We start from the raw sequence: 19,442 nt of genomic DNA, 5'->3' as shown, positions 1-19,442 counted from the left end.
CTGCCGCCCGCCGCAGGCGCTACCGCCGCTCACGCCGCGCGTGCAAGCTTCGCCGACTTGAAGCTTTGCGCAACGCTTTGCGCCAGCACCGCGATAGCGGATTCCATCTTGCCAATGGCGCGTGAGCGGACGATACGCACCGCGATTTCGGGCTTGAAGTCGCTCACCTGCACGATGTCCAGCAAATCGGCGTGCGCGCTCGCCACGACGAGCGGATACGGCACGACACCGAGGCCCACGCCGTCCGCGACGAGCCCGAGTTGCAACTCGGTGCCGAGCGTTTCGAAATTCAGTTTGAGTGCGTGGCCTTGCGCAGCGAGCGCATGCTGCAGGCCGGCGCGAAAACCGCAGCCGTCCGGATTGAGCACCCAGCCGTGCGACTGGCATTCGGCGAGCGTCCAGGCGCGGCGCTTCAGCAGCCCCTTTTGCGCGACCACGGCGAGCTTGAGCGAGCTGAGCGACTCCGCCACCAGCGTTTCGGACAACGCGCGGTTCGCGGGCAACAGCACGACGGCCGCGTCGAGTTCGCCGTCCTCCACTTTTTGCAGCAGCGGTGCGCCCCACCCCGTGGATACGCGCGCCTGCAACCCGGGATGCGCGTGACGCAGCGATTGCAGCGCGTCGAGCATCGCGATGTCGGCAACGGTTTGCGCTACTCCCACACGCAGCACGCCCGCAAGCGGCGCCCCGTCGTTCACGAGTTGCCGCAGCGCGTCGATCTCTCGCACGATGGCGCGGCACTGGTCGTACACGGCGCGGCCCATCGGCGTCGTGCGCATGGGCTTGGTGTTGCGATCGAGCAGCGCCACGCCCAATGCTTCCTCGAAATTCTGGATGCGGCGAGTCACGGCGGGCTGCGTCAGTTCGAGCCGTTCGGCCGCGTGGCTCAGCGACTCGCTGCGCACCACGGCGACGAAGGCTTCGATCTCGTCGAGTGTCATGATGGTCCCGGTGTATTGATCGCGTAGCTTAACGTCGTTGCAACGCTTCGTTCAAGCGCCGGCGCATTTGCGATCTGCATATTTCCTTAGAAGAACAATGCGTTTGCCTTATACGGGAGCGCTCCGTATCGTGCTCTCTTCGCTATCCGCATTACCCAGGGAATCTTCATGCGCCGCGCTTATGTCCGCTTTCTTGTCGCGATTGCTGCAACATTGCCGCTGGCTGTATCCGCCGCCACGCTCAAGGTCGGCGACCAGCAGCTCCAGACGCGCGGCATACTCGAAGCGTCGGGCCAACTAAAGGACGTGCCCTACCAGATCGAATGGTTCAATTTTCCCGCCGCGCAGCCGCTGGGCGAAGCGCTCAACGCGGGCGCGATCGACGTGGGCGGCCTGGGCGACGCCCCGCTCATCTTCGCGTACTCGGCAGGTGCGAAAATCCGCGCCGTTTCGGCCACGCGCTCGACGCCTGTCGATCTCGCGATCGTCGTGCCCGACGCTTCGCCGATCCGCAACGCTGCCGACCTCAAGGGCAAGCGCATCGCCACCACGCGCGGCTCGATCGGCCACTATCTCGCCGTGGCCACGCTCGAACATGCGAACCTCAAGCTCACCGACGTGACCTTGTCGTACATGCAGCCCGTCGACGCCCAGGCCGCACTCGCCACCGGCAGCGTGGACGCCTGGTCCACATGGGACCCTTACGTGGCACTCACCGAAGCGCGCCAGCATACGCGCAGCATCGCGAACGGCGTTGGCGTTTCATCGGGCTTGAGCTTCGAGGCCGCCACCGATACGGCGATCCGCGACAAGCACGCCGAACTCGCCGACTTCCTGCGTCGCGTGGCGGCCGGCCAGCGTTGGGCGCTCTCGCATCCTGACGAAGTCGCGGCGATCCAGTCGCGCGTGACGGGTCTGCCCGCCGACGTGCTCAAAACCGTCTATCAGCGCGCGCAACTGCATCCCGTGCCGATCGACAATGGCGTGATCGCCGAGCAGCAGCGCACCGCCGATCTCTACCTGCGTGCGGACGTCATCAAAACACGCCTCGACGTTGCGCCGAGCTTCGACAAACAGTTCTCGTCGACCGCTCCCTGAACGGACGTCCATCGCCCGGACTTCACCGCAATTACGGAACCGCCATGGCAGACGTCACCTCCTCTTCAAACCGCTATGGACCGCCTTCGCGCGCCGGCGGCTCGCGGCTTTCGACGGGTCGCTTTTATTTCTGGCTCTCGTGGGCGATCCCCGCGCTGATCGTCGTGGTCTGGGAACTCGCGGCGCGCGTGGGCTGGATCGCGCCGCAAGTGCTGCCGGCGCCGAGCAGCGTCGCCGCGACGGCGTGGGATCTTGCCCGCAACGGCGACCTGTTCGTGCACCTCGGCGTCTCGCTGCTGCGTGCCGTAACAGGACTTCTGATCGGCGGCACGATCGGCCTCGTGCTTGGCGTACTGGTGGGTTTTTCCCGGCTCGCGCAGGCGCTCATCGACCGGTCGATCCAGATGGTCCGCGCGATTCCCTTTCTCGCGATGCTGCCGCTCGTCATCGTGTGGTTCGGCGTGGGCGAAGTCGCGAAGATTTTTCTGGTCGCGCTCGCCGTGCTGTTTCCCGTCTACATCAACACGATGCTCGGCATTCGTCAGATCGATCCCAAGCTGATGGAACTGGCCAAGGTGATCGGGTTGAACTGGCCGGCCGTGGTGCGCCGGATCATCCTGCCTGGCGCCATGCCTTCGATCCTCACCGGCGTGCGTTACGCGCTGGCGCATGCGTGGCTCGCCCTCGTGATCGCCGAAACGCTCGCGACGACCAAGGGCATCGGCTTTCTCGCCATGGACGCCCGCGAATTCCTGCAAACCAACGTCATCCTGTTGACCATGATTATTTACGCGATCATCGGCGTTGCCGCGGACGCGCTGGTTCGCTCGCTCGAAGCGCGCTTCCTCTCGTGGCACGCGAACTATGCGAAGGGAGCGAAATAATGAGCTCCATCGTCGCGTTGTCCCTTCCTCCGAATGGCGCGCCTCGCGCCGCAAACGAAGCCGCCGCGGCACCGTCCGCTGTATCGGTGCGCGGCCTGCAACGCCGTTATGGCGAGCGCGTCGTCATCGACGCACTCGACCTCGATATCCGCAAGGGCGAATTCGTCGCGCTGCTCGGCGAAAGCGGCTGCGGCAAGACCACGCTGCTGCGAGCGCTCGCAGGGCTCGACAAACCGGATGCCGGGCAAATTCGCGCGCCAGAGCGGCCCTCCGTGGTGTTTCAGGAGCATCGTCTGCTGCCCTGGGCCACTTTGTGGGAGAACGTCGCGCTCGGCCACGAGTCGAGCGTCGGGCGCACCGGCGCCACCCGGGCACTGGCCGAAGTCGGTTTGTCAGGCCGCGAGGACGACTGGCCGCGCAATCTGTCCGGCGGTCAGGCGCAGCGCGTGGCGCTCGCGCGGGCGCTCGTGCGCGACCCCGCGCTGCTGTTGCTCGATGAACCGTTCGCCGCGCTCGACGCGCTCACGCGCATCAAGATGCATGGACTCGTGAAGCAGCTGGTCGCGCGCCACGCGCCGGGCGTGCTGCTCGTGACCCACGACGTCGACGAGGCGCTCGCGCTCGCGGACCGGATACTCGTCATGCGCGCCGGGCGCATCGCGGCTTCGTTTCACACCAAAGACCACACGCCGCAGGCATTGCGGCTCACGCTGCTCGAGGGACTGGGCGTTCGGTCTCACTGATGCGCTCCGCTCTCTACAGAAGGAACCACCACGAATGAACGATGTTTCACTGACTCGCCGCCAGCTTCTGCTCGCGGCGGGAGGTTTGCTTGCCGGCGCCGCAGCCGCGCCTCTTCTTTCCGCGCAGGCGGCCGAGCCGCCCCGCAAGCTCACGCGCAACACCGACACGGTCCGCATTGGCTGGGGCTACGGCGCCCTGCCCGACATCGCCAGGCAGCGCGGCGCGTTCGAGAAGACGCTCGCCGCGAAGAACATCAAGGTCGAATGGATCGGTCCGTTCCCGAACCATGCGCCCTCGATCCAGGCCGTGGTCGGCGGTAGCGCGGACTTCGGCTTCTGGGGCTCCACCACACCCGCGCTCGCCGCCATGCTGGCCGGCTCGCCCATCGTCTTCACCGGATTCGACGTGTATTCGCCGCGGTCCACGGCCATCATCGTGAAGAAGTCGAGCGGCATCAACTCGGTTGCCGACCTCGCCGGGCGCAAGGTCGCGGTGAACCGCTCGGGGCTCGGCGAGTTCCTGCTCATCGCGGCGCTGGAGAAGCACCATATCGACCGCGACAAGGTCGAGTTCGTCTATCTGAATCCGCCCGATGCGGCGCCTGCATTTGCGCAAGGCAGAGTCGATGCGTGGTCGATGTGGTCGCCCGCCGTGGATATCGCGCGCTATTCGCATGACGCGAAGGACATTTTCAACGAGGGGCGCGATCTCGATTTCCTCATCGACTACAGCTCGCTCGTGACACGTCGCAAGTTCACCGAAGAAAATTCGGAGCTGGTGCGCGCCGTGCTCGACGCGTATTACGTGGAAGGCGCCTGGCAGTCGGCGCATGCCGCCGATTCGGAACAGCTCGTGCAGAAGGAAGCGAAGTATCCGGACCAGGTGCGCGACTATTTGACGAGCCTGAAGCGCGTGAACCAGTTTCACGAGCCGGACGACGCGGCCTTCATGGCGCAGTTCCAGCGCGCGGCGGACTGGCTCGCGCAACGCAGAATCATCAACGCGCCCATCAAGGTCGCCGACTACAGCGTCAAGGTGTGACGCGCCATGAATGGGAATGCGCATGACTGAAACCTCCGCCCTCCAGCCCGGCGGGATCGCGCTCGTCTCGCCGTTGTCCGCCGCGCTCGGGTTCGGCGCGTTGCGCGAAGGCGAATCACGCCGCCGATATGGCACGCTCACCCGGCCAAAGCGCTCCCGCGCGAATCCTTAGCAGAATCGCTTCGTTGCCTTGTGCGCGAAGGTCATCCAGCATTTTCGATTCGTCAACTGAATCCGCTGGGTCCGCCATGTTCTCTCCCTCCCGCCGACGCCTGCTCATTCATGGATCGATTCTCGGCGTCGCGGCGACCACGGGTCTCGCTTTTGCCGCACCGGCTTCCACGCTGCGTATCGGCTATCAGAAGTCGTCTACGCTGATCACCGTGCTCAAGACGCAAGGCAAGCTCGAATCCGCGCTCGCGCCGCTCGGCGTGAGCGTGAGCTGGAGCGAGTTCGCGAGCGGGCTGCCGCTCACCGAAGCGCTCAATGCGCAAGCCGTGGATTTCAGCGCCGATGTTGCCGACACCGTGCCGATCTTCGCGCAGGCTGCACATGCGCGCTTCGTCTACGTCGCCCAGGAAGCGCCCTCGCCCGGTGCGCAGGCCATCATCGTCAAGCGCGCGGGTGCGCTGCGCACGCTCGCCGACCTGCGCGACAAGGACATCGCCGTGACGAAGGCGGCCGGCAGCCACTATCTGCTACTGGCTGCACTCGCGCAGGCGAACGTGCCCGCCGAAGCGGTGCGCATCCACTACCTCACGCCTGCAGACGGGCGCGCCGCTTTCGAGAACGGCAGCGTCGACGCGTGGGTGACGTGGGACCCCTATGTGGCCTCGGTCGACCAGCAGCCCGACGTGCGCGTGCTCGCCGACGGCAAGGGGCTCGCCACCTACCAGCGCTACTATCTCGCCTCCACGCGTTTCGCGCAGGCGCGGCCCGACGTGATCGCCGTGGTCTATGCGCAGTTGCGCGACGCCGGCCAATGGGTGCGCAGCGCGCCGCAAGACGCCGCGCGGCTGCTCGCGCCGGTCTGGGGGCTCGATGCGCCCACCATCGAGCGCGCCAACGCACGCCGAAGCTATCTCGTGCGCGAGGTCAGCGCCCCGGTTTTCGGCGAGCAGCAGAAAATCGCCGATACGTTCTTCAACGCGCATCTGCTGCCGGCCCCGGTGGAGACGGCGCACGCCGAGCGCTGGGACTTCGCGCAAAAGCGTGCGATTGCGATCGGCGTGTAAGCCGCTCCGTTATCGCGACGGCGCCGGCTCGACGCGCTCTTCACTGTACACGCTGTCCACATACAGCGACGGCTCGAAATCAGCGGCCACCACGGCGCTCATCCGCGCCTCATGCGCCTCGATATCGTCGAGAAACAGATCCTCGCTGATGCGCCGGATCACGGCGGGGATATCGCGCTTCATGCTCGGCACGTCGCCCACGGGCAGCCCGCGGCTCACGAACGCGGCCGGATTGAAGACGTGAACATTGCGCAGGAACGGTGCCGTGCCCGGCGTCTTCTCCAGGTATTCGAGCGCCGCGCCGAGGTAAGGATGCGCGCCGAGCGCCTCGTCCTGCTCGTGCGGCGCCGGCGTGTAATGATCGCGCCAGAGCAGCACGTGATCGGCCAGGTCGGCAAGCTCGGGCCGCGCGTGCAGGTCGACGGCGTAACCGGTTCCGGCAATCGCGAAATCGAATGCGAACGTCGCGTCGTTCACCCGCGCCGCTACGCGCGTGCCCTCCACCGTCGCGCGCTGCCACACGGCGTCCAGATGCAGATGGAAGTTCGGGAAGCGCGTGGCGCGTGAGACGGCGTCGGCGGGCGGCGTCGATCCCGCGCGACGAAAGCGCAGTGCCAGGCGCCAGCGCAGCGCGTCGGGCAGCGCGGGATAGTTGTCGTACGCGCCAGGATACGCACGGGCGCGCGTCACAGGAAGGCTTGGCAACAGCGCGCGACGCACGAAGAGGTGCACATCGGCAGCGCCCGCTTCGAGCGCCGTCGCCGCCGCGTCGAACGCCGAGGCCGCGCCCCCGACCACCGCGACGGACTTGCCGCGCAATGCGGCGAAATCGATCGCATCGGACGTATGCGCGAGGTGCGTGCGCGGCAGCACGGCCAGCGCCGCGGCGACGTTGGGCTTGCCATTGCCCGCCACGCCGTTTGCGAGTATCACCTTGCGCGCCGTTTCCACACGCCGCACGACATCGTCACCGTGACGAACGTCGAAATGTAGCCTGAAGTGCGTTCCAACCGGTTCGATGCGCGTGAGCGTCGTGCCGTAACGAACCGCGATGCCGAGGAATTCCCGATACCACGCAAGATACTCGGCCCAATCCTCGCGGCCGATGCGTTCGAATTCGGCGTACGCGGCCTCGCCGTGACGCGCTTCGTACCACGCCTGGAAGCTCAGCGCGGGCAACCCTGCTTCCGGCCCCGCCAGTGTCTTGGGCGTGCGCAAGCGCTGCATGCGAGCGCGTGTGGTCCAGACACCCGCGTGCGGCGCGCCAGGCGCGCCGTCGATCACGCTGACCTTGCCGATCCCCGCGCGCCGCAAGCCGAACGCGAAGGCCGTGCCGCTCTGGCCGCCGCCCACGACGACCACGTTGTGATCGATGCCGTCACGGTTGACGACCCAATCTTCCGGATCGGGGCCGATGAGGCGCAGTGTGCTGTGCGCTAGACGGTCGTGCAGTGTGGGATCGCTCATGGGAATGTCCTGCGAAGGGGCACGTGGGGCGCAACCGCGCGCCGGAAATCCGAGTATCGGTGAGCGCTCGCGCGCCGGCAAAGAACGATTCGGACTTTCCTTTTTCGGCGCGCGGCATGCCGCTGCATGTCATGTGCAAATGGAATGTTTATCAGCATTCAATATTTAAACCTCGCATGCCTGGGTGGTAGCCTCTTTGGATCGTTCGTCAACCCAGGGAGCCCGCATGAGCATCGAATTCATCGGCATGATCCAGCAGCGCAAGGTGTCGGAGACGCATCTCGCCGAAGGTCCGGCCATCGACGTCGACTACGTTCGCGACTTTGCGCAGGCGCACGAGCACGCAGGCTTCGACCGCATTCTCGTGCCGCACAGCTCGGTCAGCCCCGACGCCACGCTGACGATCGCCTATGCGGCAAGCGTGACGTCGCGCGTGCATTTCATGCTGGCGCACCGCCCCGGCTTTGTCTCGCCGACGCTCGCCGCACGCCAGCTCGCAACGCTCGATCACTTTTCCGGCGGCCGGCTCGCCGTGCACTTCATCTCGGGCGGCAGCGACGCCGACCAGCGGCGCGACGGCGACTACCTGAGCCACGACGAGCGCTACGCGCGCACCGACGAGTACCTGCAGGTGCTCAAACGTGTATGGACCGAAAGCAAACCGTTCGACCACGAAGGCCGCTTCTATCGCTTCGAACAGGCGTGGTCGGAGGTCAAGCCGCGTCAGCAGCCGCACGTGCCGATCTACTTCGGCGGCGCTTCCGAAGCCGCGCTCGCGGTGGCCGGCAAGCACGCGGATGTGTACGCGCTGTGGGGCGAATCGAAGCAAGGCGTGGCCGACCTCGTTGCTCGCGTGCGTGCCGAAGCCGCGAAACACGGACGCCAGGTGCGCTTCTCCGTGTCGTTCCGGCCGATCCTCGCCGACACCGAGAAGGCGGCGTGGGAGCGCGCCGAACATATCCTCAACGAGACGCGCCGCCTGCGCGCCGAACAGGGCCTCGACACGGGCGGCCCGCTTCAGAGCGAAGGCGCGCGTCGCCTGCTCGGCGCAGCGGGCGACGGCGTGCGAGCCGACGACCGCCTGTGGACCGCCGTCGCGAAGGAAATTGGCGGGCGCTCGAACTCGACGGCGCTCGTGGGCACGCCTGGCCAGGTGGCGCAGACGCTCGCCGAATATCACGCACTGGGCGTGACGACGTTCCTGATTCGCGGCTTCGACCCGCTCGAGGACGCCATCGACTACGGCCGCGCGCTGATTCCGGCCACGCGCGAACTGGCCTCGCGCGTACGCGCCGCCGCCTGATACGGCTGGAGAGACCGCCATGAGCCATCCCGACGCCGCAGATATCGGCACCGCTGCACCGCGCGCCGTCCTCCGGCATGCGCCCATCCGCAAGTTCTGATGGGCATTCACAAGCTTCGCCGCTTCGTCGGCACGATTGCGGAACTCGTGGACCACGCGCCGCGCGAGTCCAGATTGATCGATCGCGGCCTCGATGCGCTGCGCGAACTCGTGCGCGACGACGACTGGTTGCCCGACGCCTACGCCGCGCCCTCGCCTGAGCGCTATCAGCAATACCTGCTCTACGCCGACGCGCGCCAGCGCTTTTCGGTGGTCAGCTTTGTCTGGGGACCGGGCCAGCAAACGCCCGTTCACGACCACACGGTGTGGGGCCTGATAGGCGTGCTGCGCGGCGCCGAATATGCGCAGCCCTACGCGCACGACGCGGCGGGTGCGTTGCATCCGCTGGGCCGCGAGGTGTTGCTTCAGCGCGGCGAGGTGGAGGCCGTCTCGCCGACGCTCGGCGACATCCACCGCGTGCGCAATGCCTACGACGATCGCGTTTCGGTCAGCATTCACGTGTATGGGGCGAACATCGGCGCGGTGCGCCGGTTTACCTATCCGGCCGACGCCTCGCCCAAGCCCTTCATCTCCGGTTACTCGAACGACGTCCTCCCGAACTTCTGGGATCTCAGCAAGGAACCCAACGCCTCATGAAGTCATTTCCCGTACGCACGCATCAGGACGTGCACGACGCCCTGCTCGCCCGCCGCGAGATCGCGCTGCTCGACGTGCGCGAGGAAGATCCGCATGCGCAATGCCATCCGCTTTTTGCCGCCAACCTGCCGCTCTCGAAGCTCGAACTCGACGCCTGGACGAAGCTGCCGCGCCGCAGCGTGCCGATCGTGCTGCTCGATAACGGCGAAGGCTTCGCACAGCGCGCGGCCACGAAGCTCGACGCGCTCGGCTACACCGATATCGCGCTGCTGGAAGGCGGACTCGCGGGCTGGATCGATGCGGGCGGCGAGGTGTTCCGCGACGTGAACGTGCCGAGCAAGGCGTTCGGTGAATTCGTCGAAGCGGAGCGCCATACGCCTTCGCTGACGGCCGAGGCCGTGAATGCGCTGCTCTCGGGCGGCGAAGACGTGGTCGTGCTCGACGCGCGCCGCTTCGACGAGTACCAGACGATGAACATTCCCGGCAGCATCAGCGTGCCAGGTGCGGAACTCGCGCTGCGCGCCCGCGCGCTGGCGCCCAATCCCGCTACGCGCGTCATCGTGAACTGCGCGGGGCGCACGCGCAGCATCATCGGCACGCAATCGCTCGTGAATGCGGGGCTGCCGAACCCGGTGGCGGCGCTGCGCAACGGCACGATCGGCTGGACGCTGGCCGGGCAGACGCTCGAGCATGGCAGCGCACGCCAGTTCGAACCGCAGGCGGGACGCGACGCGGCCACGCTCGCGCAATCGCGCGCAGCGGCCGCCGCGCTCGCCAGCCGCGCGGGCGTGCAGCGCACGACGCTCGCGCAAGCCGAACAGTGGGCCGCCGACACGTCGCGTACGACGTATCGCTTCGACGTGCGCACGCCTGCCGAGTATGAACACGCACATGCGCCAGGGTTTCAGGGTGCGCCGGGCGGGCAGCTCGTTCAGGAAACCGAAATGTTCGCGCCGGTGCGTGGCGCGCGCGTGGTCCTGTTCGACGACGACGGCGTGCGTGCCAACATGACCGCTTCCTGGCTCGCACAGATGAACGTCGACGTGCATGTGATCGACGAAGCCCGCACCGGGCACCTCACCGAAGCGGGCGCATGGCGCGCGCCGAAGCCCGCCGCCACCAGCTTCTCGACGATCACGCCCGAAGCGCTCGCCACGCGTCTTGCCGCGAGCGATCATGGCACCGTCGTGCTCGATTTCACGTCGAGCGCCAATCACGTGAAGGCACATATTCCCGGCGCGTGGTGGGCGCTGCGGTCGCATCTCGCGCCAGGCTTCGACGACCTGCGCGCGCTGCCCGATGCGCGCCGCTATGTGGCCGTGTGCATGACCAACGCGCTCGCACCGTTCGCCGCGTCCGAGATTGCCTCGCTCACGGGCAAGCCCGTCGAAGTGCTGGAAGGCGGCACGGCGGCATGGATAGGCGCCGGCCTGCCGGTGCAAAGCGGCGACGCGCATCTGGCCTCGCCGCGTATCGACCGCTACCGGCGCCCTTACGAAGGTACCGACAACGCCCGCGAGGCGATGAACGCGTACCTCGAATGGGAGTACGGGCTCGTGGCGCAGCTAGAGCGCGACGGCACACATGGATTCTTCGTGATCTGAAGGCGACGCCGAGAGCGCGGGTCGCGTAAAACAGGATGCGTTCAGCCCGGCAATCTGCAGACAGTTGAACGTAACGTGATGCAGCGCGATGACGATTGCCGCGGCCTGATAGCCTAACCGGGCTACGCCGGAGTCGCCTGACGAAATCGATGTGAGCGCGAGGAACTCGACAAGCCTCTCGAGCAACAGTTCGTAGCACTCGAGAGCCCCGCCTCCGGGTTATTACGTGAAAGCGACTCGGCTAGCTTCCCGCCAGAAGCCTTGCGGCCAATGCGCAAATCAGGGCCGGCGGCATCACGACGGCGCCCACGCTCAGAAAGCGGCCAAAGGTAATGGACTCACCTTCGCGGCGAAGCGCGGCGAGCCACAGGATCGTCGCGAGCGATCCAGTCACCGAGAGGTTAGGACCGAGATCGATGCCGATCAATAACGCGTCGATTACTGGCTGGGGACTCTGCGCCTTGATCGTTGCTGCGCTAGCAACCAGTCCCGCAGGCAGGTTGTTGACGACGTTGCTGACGAACGCCGCCACCGCGCCCGCGCCCAATCCTGTCAGTGTCTCGTTCGCCGAAGTCGCGTACTTCAGCAGGCCGGCCAGCGCGTCGATCACGCCGGTATGATCGAGCGACGCAACCATCACGAACAGCCCGGCGACAAGTGGCAGCACGCTCCAGGAGATGCGCTTGAGCAACGGCCACGGCGACGCGCGCTCGCGCCATAGCACGACGCCGGTAGTGAGCGAACCCAACACTGCGGTCGGCGCACCGAGCTGCAGGCCACGCAACGACGCGGCCAGAAGCGCAACTGACGTCAGCGCGAGGCCGCAAAGCGTCAGGCGACCACCGGCGCCAAGACCGGACTCAGGCTCATCGTTGGCCAAGGTGCCTTGCAACGCGCGACGCTGCGTCCACCATAGGAGCGCAAAGGTCGCGAACAATGACAACACCGACGCCAGCGCGAATCTCGAGAGCCAGGCTCCGAGCGGCGGCGTGTGATTTCCATATAGAACCAGGTTGGCCGGGTTCGAGATCGGCAGCACGAAACTGGCCGCATTGGCGACGAACGCACACGAGAGCAGGAGGGGCAACGGCTCCGCCTTGGCCTCTTTGGCGGCGGCGTAGACGGCCGGCGTCATGACGACCGCGGTCGCATCGTTCGAGAGAAAAGTGGTCGTGACGACTCCTGCCACGTAGACGAGCACCAGCAGCCGCAGTGGAGAACCACGCGCATGTTGCACAGCGAGCGCGGCGATCCAGTCGAATAGTCCTTCCTGTCTGGCGACTTCCGAAAGCAGCATCATGCCGCCGAGAAAGAGATAGACGTCCGTCCCCTTGCCGATAGCCTGCAATGCCGCGCTCAACGGCAGCAATCCGGACAGCGTTAGCAACAGCGCCCCTCCGACCGCCCAGATGGCTTCCGGCCATCCAAGCGGCCGCAGGATGACACCCGCAGTCGCGACCGCTGCGATGGTCCAGGAAAAGACCGCTGGATTCAAGGGTGCTTGCAACTGTACCAAGCCTGACAGATCGGGACAGCAGCCCCTTGAGCACCCGTCGTACCCGCCCTGACCGGTCGGCGCTCGCGCAGCCGACGGCAATTTGATCAACGATCCCGGGGACGAAGACCGTCCGGCGCTCGAATCCGACGTGGCGAGCAGGCTTTCGGCTGCCTCCTGTGGTCAACCAGTCACTACCGGCCGCGATGCCGGCTCGCCATTGCCTGTATCGAGGCGCTCGTACTCGGCAATGAGTTGCGCACCGAACAGCATCAGGGTCGCAAGGGTTTCGAGGCTGAATAGCACGACGATCGCCGTCGTCAGCGTCCCGTAGACGACGCTCACCTCGGAGAGCGTCGCGAAATACCACACCAGCACGCGTCGCGTGATCTCCCACAACACGCCGGCGGCGACCGCGCCGACGAACGCATGGCGCAGCGTCGTGCGCCCCGCCGGTATCACCAGATAAATCGCTGTCAATACCAGAATCTCACCCGCGAAACCGCACAGATACAGCACGACCCGGGTCGCGCCTGTTAGCGGCACCGCATGACCGAACAGCACAATGCTGTCGCTCGCTACGGCATGCAGGCCGCTGGAGACGAGCGTCACCACCAGCACGCCGATACCCAAAGACAGGCTGAACAGATACGGCACGATTGCCGACAGCAGGAAGTGTCTGCGCCGGATCGCGACCCGGTGCACGAAAATGATTGAAAGCGCGTTCTCGAGCACGGTGAAGGCAAGCGAGCTGAAAAAGATCATCGTGACAACGAGAAACCAGCCAATCACGGAGCGATGGGCGAGAAAGCTGGCAAGCTCCGCCACAATCGCTTTCGACTGCCCCGGTACGAGCCATTCGAGCAAATGGGCGAGCGTATCGAGCAGAAGCTGCTCCCCAACGAAATGACTAAACGCGATCGCGACGAGTATCAGGAGCGGCACGATAGACAGCAATGCGTAGTAAGCGATCGCACCTGCGAGCAGCAACCCCTGGTTCCTGCGGAACGCCGTGCACACCTGGAAGACGAACCGGAGGGGATGCCGGGTAACGAAGCGCAGAGCCTGTCCGTGTGGATGATCGGCGTTGCTCACGTGAAGCTGTCCTGTTTCGTCCGCTCCGGGCAGCGTTCGCCTGCACCCGGCGCGAGGCGTTGCGCCCAAGGCCGCACCGCCTGGGCTCATTGTGCAGGTGACGTCCTGAAGCACAGCGAAGTGCGACGTCACCGGTCAGCGAACATTGGCGCGGAGAAATCGCTACCTGGCGGTGCGCAGTCTGACGCCTTCCTGGCAGCAAGCAGCGAACCTGCTTGCGCAATACCTGGCACGTCGCCCATGTTCCCACCCTCTTCCGCGGTCCGCTGCGTTCGCGCGCGCGGCACGTTTCGTGCTGTTGCGCTCTTGACCCGCCTGCCGATGCGTGGCTTCGCATGCAGGCTCACGACCGGAAAGAGAGTTAGCCATGGATGAGATCGATCGACTCGGGAATGACGTCGCAGCAGCGCGGGTCGCGGAGTCCCGCAATGGACGCCCACGCTCCGCCGTTTCCTGGAGCGCTGTCGTGGCGGGAGCCGTGGGCATGGCGGCCTTCGCCCTCATTCTTCTCATGCTCGGCACGGGCCTCGGGCTTTCGTCGCTTTCGCCCTGGTCCGGAAGCGGCGCGCACGCAGAGACTTTCGGCGTGGCGGCCGTCATCTGGATCTGCGTGACGCAGGTGATGTCTGCCGGTCTCGGCGGCTATCTCGCGGGGCGGTTGCGTCGGCACTGGCCCGGTATCGGTACAGACGAGACCCACTTCCGCGACACCGCACATGGCTTTCTCGCCTGGGCGCTCGCCACGCTCCTTTCCGCCGTCCTGTTCACCGCGGCCATGTCCGGGCTGGCCCGAGAGGGCGTGAGCGCAGGCGCACGGAGCGCAGCGCACGTCGCAAGCGGCGTTGCCGCCCTCAATCGCGGCAACGCCCAGGCCGCATACGGCACCTGGCCCATGGGCTATCTGATCGACGGCATGCTGCGTCCGGTTGCGGGCGCCGCCGCATCCGGTGCGTTGTCTACCTCGGTTGCTTCGAGTTCACCGAGTACCTTGCATGCCGAACAGGTCTTCGAGACCGCGCAGCAGAAGCAGGAGATCGCGCGAATTTTCCTCAACAGTCTGCCCGCGGGCGGGGCGCTTTCGGCCGAGGACACCGCGTACGTAGCGCGCATCGTAGCCGAGAGAACCGGGCTCGCACCGGCAGATGCCCGCGCGCGCGTCACGACCACCTGGTCGCGCTTGCAGGAAAAGGGCGATGCCGAGGAACGCGCCGCGCGCGCAGCCGCAGAAGCGGTCCGCAGGGCCACCGTCCGCGTCACGTTGTGGCTCTTCGTTTCGCTGCTCATAGGGGCCTTCTCCGCCAGTCTCATGGCGACGATCGGCGGCAGGATGCGTGAATGGTGACGGCTCGGCAAATCCCACTACTTTCGATCTGAGAGGAGGCAAACATGCGCTCAATTCTTCTTTTTCTGCTTGGCGTTCCGATTCCGATCATCATTCTTATCGCGCTCCTTTGGCATTGACCCGAACAATCACGCCTGCACCCGGACATGGCGGCTGCCGGTGCCTCCCGGCCCATAGCGCGGTCGCGCTCAGATGCACGAGACGAATGGCTTCGCGCGCCGGGAAGTCGCACGCGTCCGCCGCGTGGCTGGCCGCGGCTTTGCCAGCAGGATGGCAAGCATCCCGAGCCAGGCACCGATCTTCTGACGGTGGCGGTCAAGCATGGCGAATCGACGAGACGTAAAAAATTTGCAGAGGAACGGCTGAACCGACGCTGCTCGTAAGCGGTGACTAGTCATCGCGCGGCCAGTTTGCAGCAGGCAGCGCGATGACCAGGTGGCCGACCGTACCAAAGCTCTCGCCTGGCGGGAGATTCCCCATCGTATAGCGACAATTTTGCGCTACCGGTCAGTTGAGGTATGGCGAGACGCCGCTCGCCGCACCTCAACAAGTGCGGCGTCTCATGCACCGTCACGATCAAGTCACGTCCCCGTGTTTCCATCTATTTCGGTTTCCTACCGGTCGCCTGAGAAACGATGGCGCCCCGACTTTTCTGCCCGCGTACCTGCTTCAGGAGATGAACATGCGAAGCATTCAAACTCTTCACGCAGCAAGCCGCATTTTTAGCCGCACCGCGCTCGCGTTCACCGTACTCTGCTTCGCGGCCGGTGCCGCCGACGCCCAGACCGCGGCAAAACCGATAGTCACTCCGGGATTCAGCCTGTCCGTCTTCGCGACGGGTTCAGGCGGGCTGATGAGCGCACCGGACTCACTTGCCGTGCTTGATGATCACGTTTGGGTCGGCTATGCAAACACCGGCGCACCGGATGGCACGAATGGCGCGATGAGCGTGATTGTCGAATACACGTTGGACGGCAGCATCGTGAAGTCGTATCAAGTCGCGGGACACAACGATGGCCTGAAGGTCAATCCGTACACGCGCGAGATCTGGGCGATGCAGAACGAGGATGCGAATCCGAACCTCGTCATCATCAATCCCGCGACCGGCCAGGCGTCCAAGCCGTATTCCTTCGCCAAAACGCTGCACGGTGGCGGCTATGACGACATCGTGTTCAAGGACGGCCAGGCCTACTTCAGTGCGTCCAATCCCACCCTTAACGCTAGCGGCAAGAATACGGGGCCCGCGATCGTCCGCGTCGTGCACCTTGATGCAAACAGCTACAGGATCGACGTTACGCCGGTCATGAGCGGCTCGCTCGACGCCAGCAACATTCCGTTTGGCACCGTGGCAACCCTCAACCTGACCGATCCGGATTCAATGACGCTAACGCCGTCGGGGGATGTACTGCTCGATGATCAGGGAGACGGTCAGCTTGTCCTGTTGCGCACGTCGGGCGATGAGCCGCGCGTGCAATATCTGCCACTTCTCGGCAACGTGCAGGTTGATGACACGGTATTCGCCGCGGCGCGACAGGGGTACTTGCTGGTATCCGATACGAAAGCCAACACGGTGTACAAGATCAGCGCCAATGTCTGGCAGCGTGACGCGGCTTTCTCCGCCTCGACGGGTGTGGCCGCTTCCGGTAGCACGCCGGCAGTGCCGGCTTACGTTGGCCAACTTGACTTGCGCAGCGGAGCACTTCTGCCGCTGGTAACCAACTTGGCCAGTCCGCATGGCATGGCCTTTGTATCGACAGGCGCCCAGCAATAACGGCCGCGTATCGATTGCCGGATGACGTGATCGCAGCAAGCCGGTTCGCGGCGATTGCGTCATCCGGCAAGTGCGCCCCAACGTCGCGACGGTCCCAGGGCGCCCCCTCGGCTCGAAGACGCCGCGCCCCTGAAGCCTTCCCCTCTCCTTCCAAGACCCGGTCGAGCGATTTTCGAAAGCGAGCGCCACGGGAAATCAATCAAGCGTGAGCATGCCCGTTCCTGGCGCCCTGGATCGGCGCGATGCGGGGGATTGCCAATTCTTTATGTTACGTTATAACATTACCAATCCTGCGCGCCAACGCTCGATTGATCGATGGCGCGTCGTTGCCTGACAAAAGGCGCGTCCACCCCGAAATCACAACAAAACAATGAACCGCTCGCTGAAATCGCAGGCCGGTATGGTGCTGCTCGCCTGTACGTTTTGCACCCGCTCGATCGCCGCCAGTGGCGAAACCACGCTTGCCGGCACGGTAGCGGACGCGCAGGGCCACGCGCCCGCCCATGTCCAGATCTCGCTCCAGGACGCCGGCGGCAAAAAAGTCGCCCAGACGACGGCCGACGCCAACGGGCGCTTCCGGCTCGAGGACATCGCGCCCGGCACTTACGCCGTCAACGTGGAGGCGACGGGCTACAACACCGTCACACGCGTCGCGACGGTGACACAGGGACAGGCGCCCGAGCCGGTCGCTGTCGTGCTCCAGAAAGACTCCACGCTCGACATCACCGTCAACGCCCAGCGCCTTGACCGCGCTCGCAACGGTCTCCAGCCCGAAGTGGGTGCGAGCGTCTACCGCATCACGCAGGCCGACATCGACTCGTCGCCGCAAGGCGCGAACACGCCGCTCAACCAGGTTCTGCTCCAGGCGCCCGGCGTCGCCAACGATTCCTACGGTCAGCTCCACGTGCGCGGTGACCATGCCAACCTGCAGTACCGCCTCAACGGCATCATCATTCCGGAGCCGATCAGCGGCTTCGGGCAATCGCTCGATACGCGGATCATCGACCAGGTGAATCTCGTGACGGGTGCGCTGCCGGCTCAGTACGGCTATCGCACGGCGGGCATCGTCGACATCCGCACCAAGTCCGGCGACACCGGCAACGGCGGCACGATTGACGTTTACGGCGGCAGTCACCAGACAATCCAGACGAGCGCCGATGTGTTCGGCTCCAGCGGCCCGTTCAGCTATTACTTCGCCGGTTCGCTCGGCCAGAACAATCTCGGCATCGAGGCGCCCACCTCGGACGGCAGCCCCCTGCACGACCACACGCGCCAGGGCAACGGTTTCGGCTACATGTCGTACCTGCTCAACCCGCTCACGCGCGTGAGTGTGATGTTCGGCACCGCAAGCAACCAGTTCCAGATTCCGAATACGCCGGGGCTCGCCCCCGTCTACACGCTGAACGGCCAGTCCACATTCGACTCGGCGAACCTCAACGAGACCCAGTCGGAGCTGAACAACTTCGCGGTGGTGGCATTGCAGGGCACCAACGGTGGCGCACTCGACTACCAGGTGGCGCTCTTCACGCGCTACACGCGCACCAAGTTCAATCCGGACCCGGTCGGCGACCTCATTTTCAATGGCGTCGCATCGGAGGACTTCCACAGCAACCAGGCGAATGGCGTTCAGGCCGATTTCACTTACCGGCTCAATGATCAACACACGCTGCGCGCGGGTCTCATGTTCCAGCAGGAGCATGCCGTGTTCGGCAACAGCGTGGCCGTGTTTCCCGTCGACGCGAACGGCAATCAGACCTCCGACCAGCCACTCACGATTCAGGATGCCAACAGCAAAACAGGCTATCTGTACAGCCTCTACCTGCAGGATGAGTGGAAGATCACGCCGAAGCTGACACTCAACTATGGTCTGCGTTACGACCGCATGGACGAGTATGTGCAGGCCGGACAACTGAGCCCGCGCGTCGGACTCGTCTGGCAGCCGACCAACGCGACGACGCTGCACGCCGGCTACGCGCGCTACTTCACGCCGCCGGCTTTCGAACTCGTTTCCGACTCCACGGTCAGCAAGTTCAACGGCACGACCAACCAGAGCCCGAACGCGCAGAACGATCCCGTGAAGCCCGAACGCGCCGATTACTTCGACATCGGCATTACGCAGCGCCTCACCTCCAGCCTGACCGTTGGACTCGACGCGTACTACAAGCGCGCCAGCAATCTGCTCGACGAGGGGCAATTCGGTACCGCGCTCATCTTCACGCCATTCAATTACCAGTATGGGCGAGTCTACGGCGTGGAGTTCACGTCGAGCTACCACCAGGACAATGTGACGGCCTATCTGAATGTCGCATTCAGCCGCGCGCAGGGCAAGAACATCGAATCGGCGCAGTTCAATTTCGGCGCCGACGAACTGGCCTACATTGCAAACCATTGGGTCTACCTCGATCACGATCAGCGCATTACCGCGTCGTTCGGCGGCACCTACTCCCTCGGCCAGACGACTCTCACCACAGATGCGATCGTAGGTAGCGGCCTGCGCAGCGGCTTTGCGAATACCGGGCGTCTGCCCTGGTATGCGCAGGTCAACGTCGGTGTGATCCAGCATTTCAGCGAACCGCTGATCGGCCGCTTCGATGCGCGGCTCGTGCTGGTCAATGCCTTCGGCCGCGTCTACCAACTGCGTGATGGATCCGGCATCGGCGTGGGTGCGCCACAGTACGGCCCGCAGCGAGCGATCTATGCCGGTATTACCAAGCACTTCTGATCAT

At 65.1% G+C, this 19,442-nt stretch carries 16 protein-coding genes; 12 read left to right on the top strand and 4 right to left on the bottom strand.

Annotated elements, in window-relative coordinates; all coding sequences use genetic code 11:
- Nucleotides 1–29: 29 nt before the first annotated feature.
- Nucleotides 30–941, bottom strand: coding sequence for a LysR family transcriptional regulator (locus AB4Y36_RS25245; protein WP_069266832.1), 912 nt, complete (start codon nucleotides 939–941; stop codon nucleotides 30–32).
- Nucleotides 942–1,109: 168 nt separating this feature from the next.
- On the opposite strand from AB4Y36_RS25245, the gene AB4Y36_RS25240 reads away from it, so the two are divergent.
- The 6 genes from AB4Y36_RS25240 to AB4Y36_RS25215 all read left to right on the top strand — a co-directional run bounded on the left by AB4Y36_RS25240 (nucleotide 1,110) and on the right by AB4Y36_RS25215 (nucleotide 5,943).
- The gene (locus AB4Y36_RS25240; protein WP_069266833.1) at nucleotides 1,110–2,039 is read left to right on the top strand and encodes an ABC transporter substrate-binding protein; all 930 of its coding nucleotides are present in this window, start codon (nucleotides 1,110–1,112) and stop codon (nucleotides 2,037–2,039) included.
- Between the two features lie 44 nt (nucleotides 2,040–2,083).
- Nucleotides 2,084–2,923, top strand: coding sequence for an ABC transporter permease subunit (locus tag AB4Y36_RS25235; protein WP_342950090.1), 840 nt, complete (start codon nucleotides 2,084–2,086; stop codon nucleotides 2,921–2,923).
- The gene (locus tag AB4Y36_RS25230; RefSeq protein ID WP_368684432.1) at nucleotides 2,923–3,666 is read left to right on the top strand and encodes an ABC transporter ATP-binding protein; all 744 of its coding nucleotides are present in this window, start codon (nucleotides 2,923–2,925) and stop codon (nucleotides 3,664–3,666) included. The genes AB4Y36_RS25235 and AB4Y36_RS25230 overlap by 1 nt, the downstream gene beginning before the upstream one ends.
- Nucleotides 3,667–3,700: 34 nt before the next feature.
- On the top strand, nucleotides 3,701–4,708 hold the full coding sequence (locus tag AB4Y36_RS25225; protein WP_069266836.1) for an NrtA/SsuA/CpmA family ABC transporter substrate-binding protein: 1,008 nt from the start codon (nucleotides 3,701–3,703) through the stop codon (nucleotides 4,706–4,708).
- 22 nt (nucleotides 4,709–4,730) lie between these two features.
- A complete protein-coding gene (locus tag AB4Y36_RS25220; protein ID WP_368684431.1) occupies nucleotides 4,731–4,880 on the top strand; it encodes a hypothetical protein in 150 nt (49 codons plus the stop codon).
- Nucleotides 4,881–4,956: 76 nt separating this feature from the next.
- Complete coding sequence (locus AB4Y36_RS25215) at nucleotides 4,957–5,943, top strand: aliphatic sulfonate ABC transporter substrate-binding protein (RefSeq protein ID WP_368684430.1); 987 nt, start codon at nucleotides 4,957–4,959, stop codon at nucleotides 5,941–5,943.
- Nucleotides 5,944–5,952: 9 nt separating this feature from the next.
- On the opposite strand, the gene AB4Y36_RS25210 is transcribed toward AB4Y36_RS25215, so the two are convergent.
- The gene (locus AB4Y36_RS25210) at nucleotides 5,953–7,410 is read right to left on the bottom strand and encodes an NAD(P)-binding domain-containing protein (protein WP_368684429.1); all 1,458 of its coding nucleotides are present in this window, start codon (nucleotides 7,408–7,410) and stop codon (nucleotides 5,953–5,955) included.
- Between the two features lie 226 nt (nucleotides 7,411–7,636).
- Between AB4Y36_RS25210 and AB4Y36_RS25205 the strand changes: the two genes are divergently transcribed.
- The 3 genes from AB4Y36_RS25205 to AB4Y36_RS25195 all read left to right on the top strand — a co-directional run bounded on the left by AB4Y36_RS25205 (nucleotide 7,637) and on the right by AB4Y36_RS25195 (nucleotide 11,013).
- On the top strand, nucleotides 7,637–8,713 hold the full coding sequence (locus tag AB4Y36_RS25205; RefSeq protein WP_368684428.1) for an LLM class flavin-dependent oxidoreductase: 1,077 nt from the start codon (nucleotides 7,637–7,639) through the stop codon (nucleotides 8,711–8,713).
- A 99-nt stretch (nucleotides 8,714–8,812) separates the two neighbouring features.
- Nucleotides 8,813–9,409 (top strand): cysteine dioxygenase, encoded by a 597-nt coding sequence (locus tag AB4Y36_RS25200; RefSeq protein WP_069266841.1) that lies wholly within the window; start codon nucleotides 8,813–8,815, stop codon nucleotides 9,407–9,409.
- Nucleotides 9,406–11,013, top strand: a complete 1,608-nt coding sequence (locus tag AB4Y36_RS25195) for a rhodanese-related sulfurtransferase (RefSeq protein WP_368684427.1) — start codon at nucleotides 9,406–9,408, stop codon at nucleotides 11,011–11,013. The genes AB4Y36_RS25200 and AB4Y36_RS25195 overlap by 4 nt, the downstream gene beginning before the upstream one ends.
- A 241-nt stretch (nucleotides 11,014–11,254) precedes the next feature.
- On the opposite strand, the gene AB4Y36_RS25190 is transcribed toward AB4Y36_RS25195, so the two are convergent.
- Nucleotides 11,255–12,508 carry an arsenic transporter gene (locus tag AB4Y36_RS25190; protein WP_368684426.1) on the bottom strand — a complete coding sequence of 418 codons (1,254 nt, stop codon included), beginning with the start codon at nucleotides 12,506–12,508 and terminating at the stop codon, nucleotides 11,255–11,257.
- A 183-nt stretch (nucleotides 12,509–12,691) separates the two neighbouring features.
- On the bottom strand, nucleotides 12,692–13,603 hold the full coding sequence (locus AB4Y36_RS25185) for a YihY/virulence factor BrkB family protein (protein ID WP_368684425.1): 912 nt from the start codon (nucleotides 13,601–13,603) through the stop codon (nucleotides 12,692–12,694).
- 367 nt (nucleotides 13,604–13,970) lie between these two features.
- Here AB4Y36_RS25185 and AB4Y36_RS25180 point away from each other — a divergent pair, with 367 nt between their 5' ends.
- The 3 genes from AB4Y36_RS25180 (at nucleotide 13,971) to AB4Y36_RS25170 (ending at nucleotide 19,438) form a co-directional block, all read left to right on the top strand.
- Entirely contained in the window at nucleotides 13,971–14,945 is a 975-nt protein-coding gene (locus AB4Y36_RS25180) for a hypothetical protein (RefSeq protein WP_368684424.1), read from the top strand.
- A gap of 682 nt (nucleotides 14,946–15,627) precedes the next feature.
- On the top strand, nucleotides 15,628–16,716 hold the full coding sequence (locus AB4Y36_RS25175) for a hypothetical protein (protein WP_342950098.1): 1,089 nt from the start codon (nucleotides 15,628–15,630) through the stop codon (nucleotides 16,714–16,716).
- Nucleotides 16,717–17,116: 400 nt separating this feature from the next.
- On the top strand, nucleotides 17,117–19,438 hold the full coding sequence (locus AB4Y36_RS25170; protein ID WP_368684531.1) for a TonB-dependent receptor: 2,322 nt from the start codon (nucleotides 17,117–17,119) through the stop codon (nucleotides 19,436–19,438).
- Nucleotides 19,439–19,442: the final 4 nt, after the last annotated feature.

This window comes from Paraburkholderia sp. BR10936, from assembly GCF_040965735.1.
Lineage (GTDB): Bacteria > Pseudomonadota > Gammaproteobacteria > Burkholderiales > Burkholderiaceae > Paraburkholderia > Paraburkholderia nodosa_A.
Note: the sequence above shows the minus strand (reverse complement) of the source record. Positions and strands in the feature narration are given on the sequence as shown.

What these genes read in the sequence shown, in the direction of transcription:
- AB4Y36_RS25245 (WP_069266832.1), bottom strand. Translation starts at nt 941, where the DNA reads ATGACACTCGACGAGATCGAAGCCTTCGTCGCCGTGGTGCGCAGCGAG.
- AB4Y36_RS25240 (WP_069266833.1), top strand. Translation starts at nt 1,110, where the DNA reads ATGCGCCGCGCTTATGTCCGCTTTCTTGTCGCGATTGCTGCAACATTG.
- AB4Y36_RS25235 (WP_342950090.1), top strand. Translation starts at nt 2,084, where the DNA reads ATGGCAGACGTCACCTCCTCTTCAAACCGCTATGGACCGCCTTCGCGC.
- AB4Y36_RS25230 (WP_368684432.1), top strand. Translation starts at nt 2,923, where the DNA reads ATGAGCTCCATCGTCGCGTTGTCCCTTCCTCCGAATGGCGCGCCTCGC.
- AB4Y36_RS25225 (WP_069266836.1), top strand. Translation starts at nt 3,701, where the DNA reads ATGAACGATGTTTCACTGACTCGCCGCCAGCTTCTGCTCGCGGCGGGA.
- AB4Y36_RS25220 (WP_368684431.1), top strand. Translation starts at nt 4,731, where the DNA reads ATGACTGAAACCTCCGCCCTCCAGCCCGGCGGGATCGCGCTCGTCTCG.
- AB4Y36_RS25215 (WP_368684430.1), top strand. Translation starts at nt 4,957, where the DNA reads ATGTTCTCTCCCTCCCGCCGACGCCTGCTCATTCATGGATCGATTCTC.
- AB4Y36_RS25210 (WP_368684429.1), bottom strand. Translation starts at nt 7,410, where the DNA reads ATGAGCGATCCCACACTGCACGACCGTCTAGCGCACAGCACACTGCGC.
- AB4Y36_RS25205 (WP_368684428.1), top strand. Translation starts at nt 7,637, where the DNA reads ATGAGCATCGAATTCATCGGCATGATCCAGCAGCGCAAGGTGTCGGAG.
- AB4Y36_RS25200 (WP_069266841.1), top strand. Translation starts at nt 8,813, where the DNA reads ATGGGCATTCACAAGCTTCGCCGCTTCGTCGGCACGATTGCGGAACTC.
- AB4Y36_RS25195 (WP_368684427.1), top strand. Translation starts at nt 9,406, where the DNA reads ATGAAGTCATTTCCCGTACGCACGCATCAGGACGTGCACGACGCCCTG.
- AB4Y36_RS25180 (WP_368684424.1), top strand. Translation starts at nt 13,971, where the DNA reads ATGGATGAGATCGATCGACTCGGGAATGACGTCGCAGCAGCGCGGGTC.
- AB4Y36_RS25175 (WP_342950098.1), top strand. Translation starts at nt 15,628, where the DNA reads ATGCGAAGCATTCAAACTCTTCACGCAGCAAGCCGCATTTTTAGCCGC.
- AB4Y36_RS25170 (WP_368684531.1), top strand. Translation starts at nt 17,117, where the DNA reads ATGGTGCTGCTCGCCTGTACGTTTTGCACCCGCTCGATCGCCGCCAGT.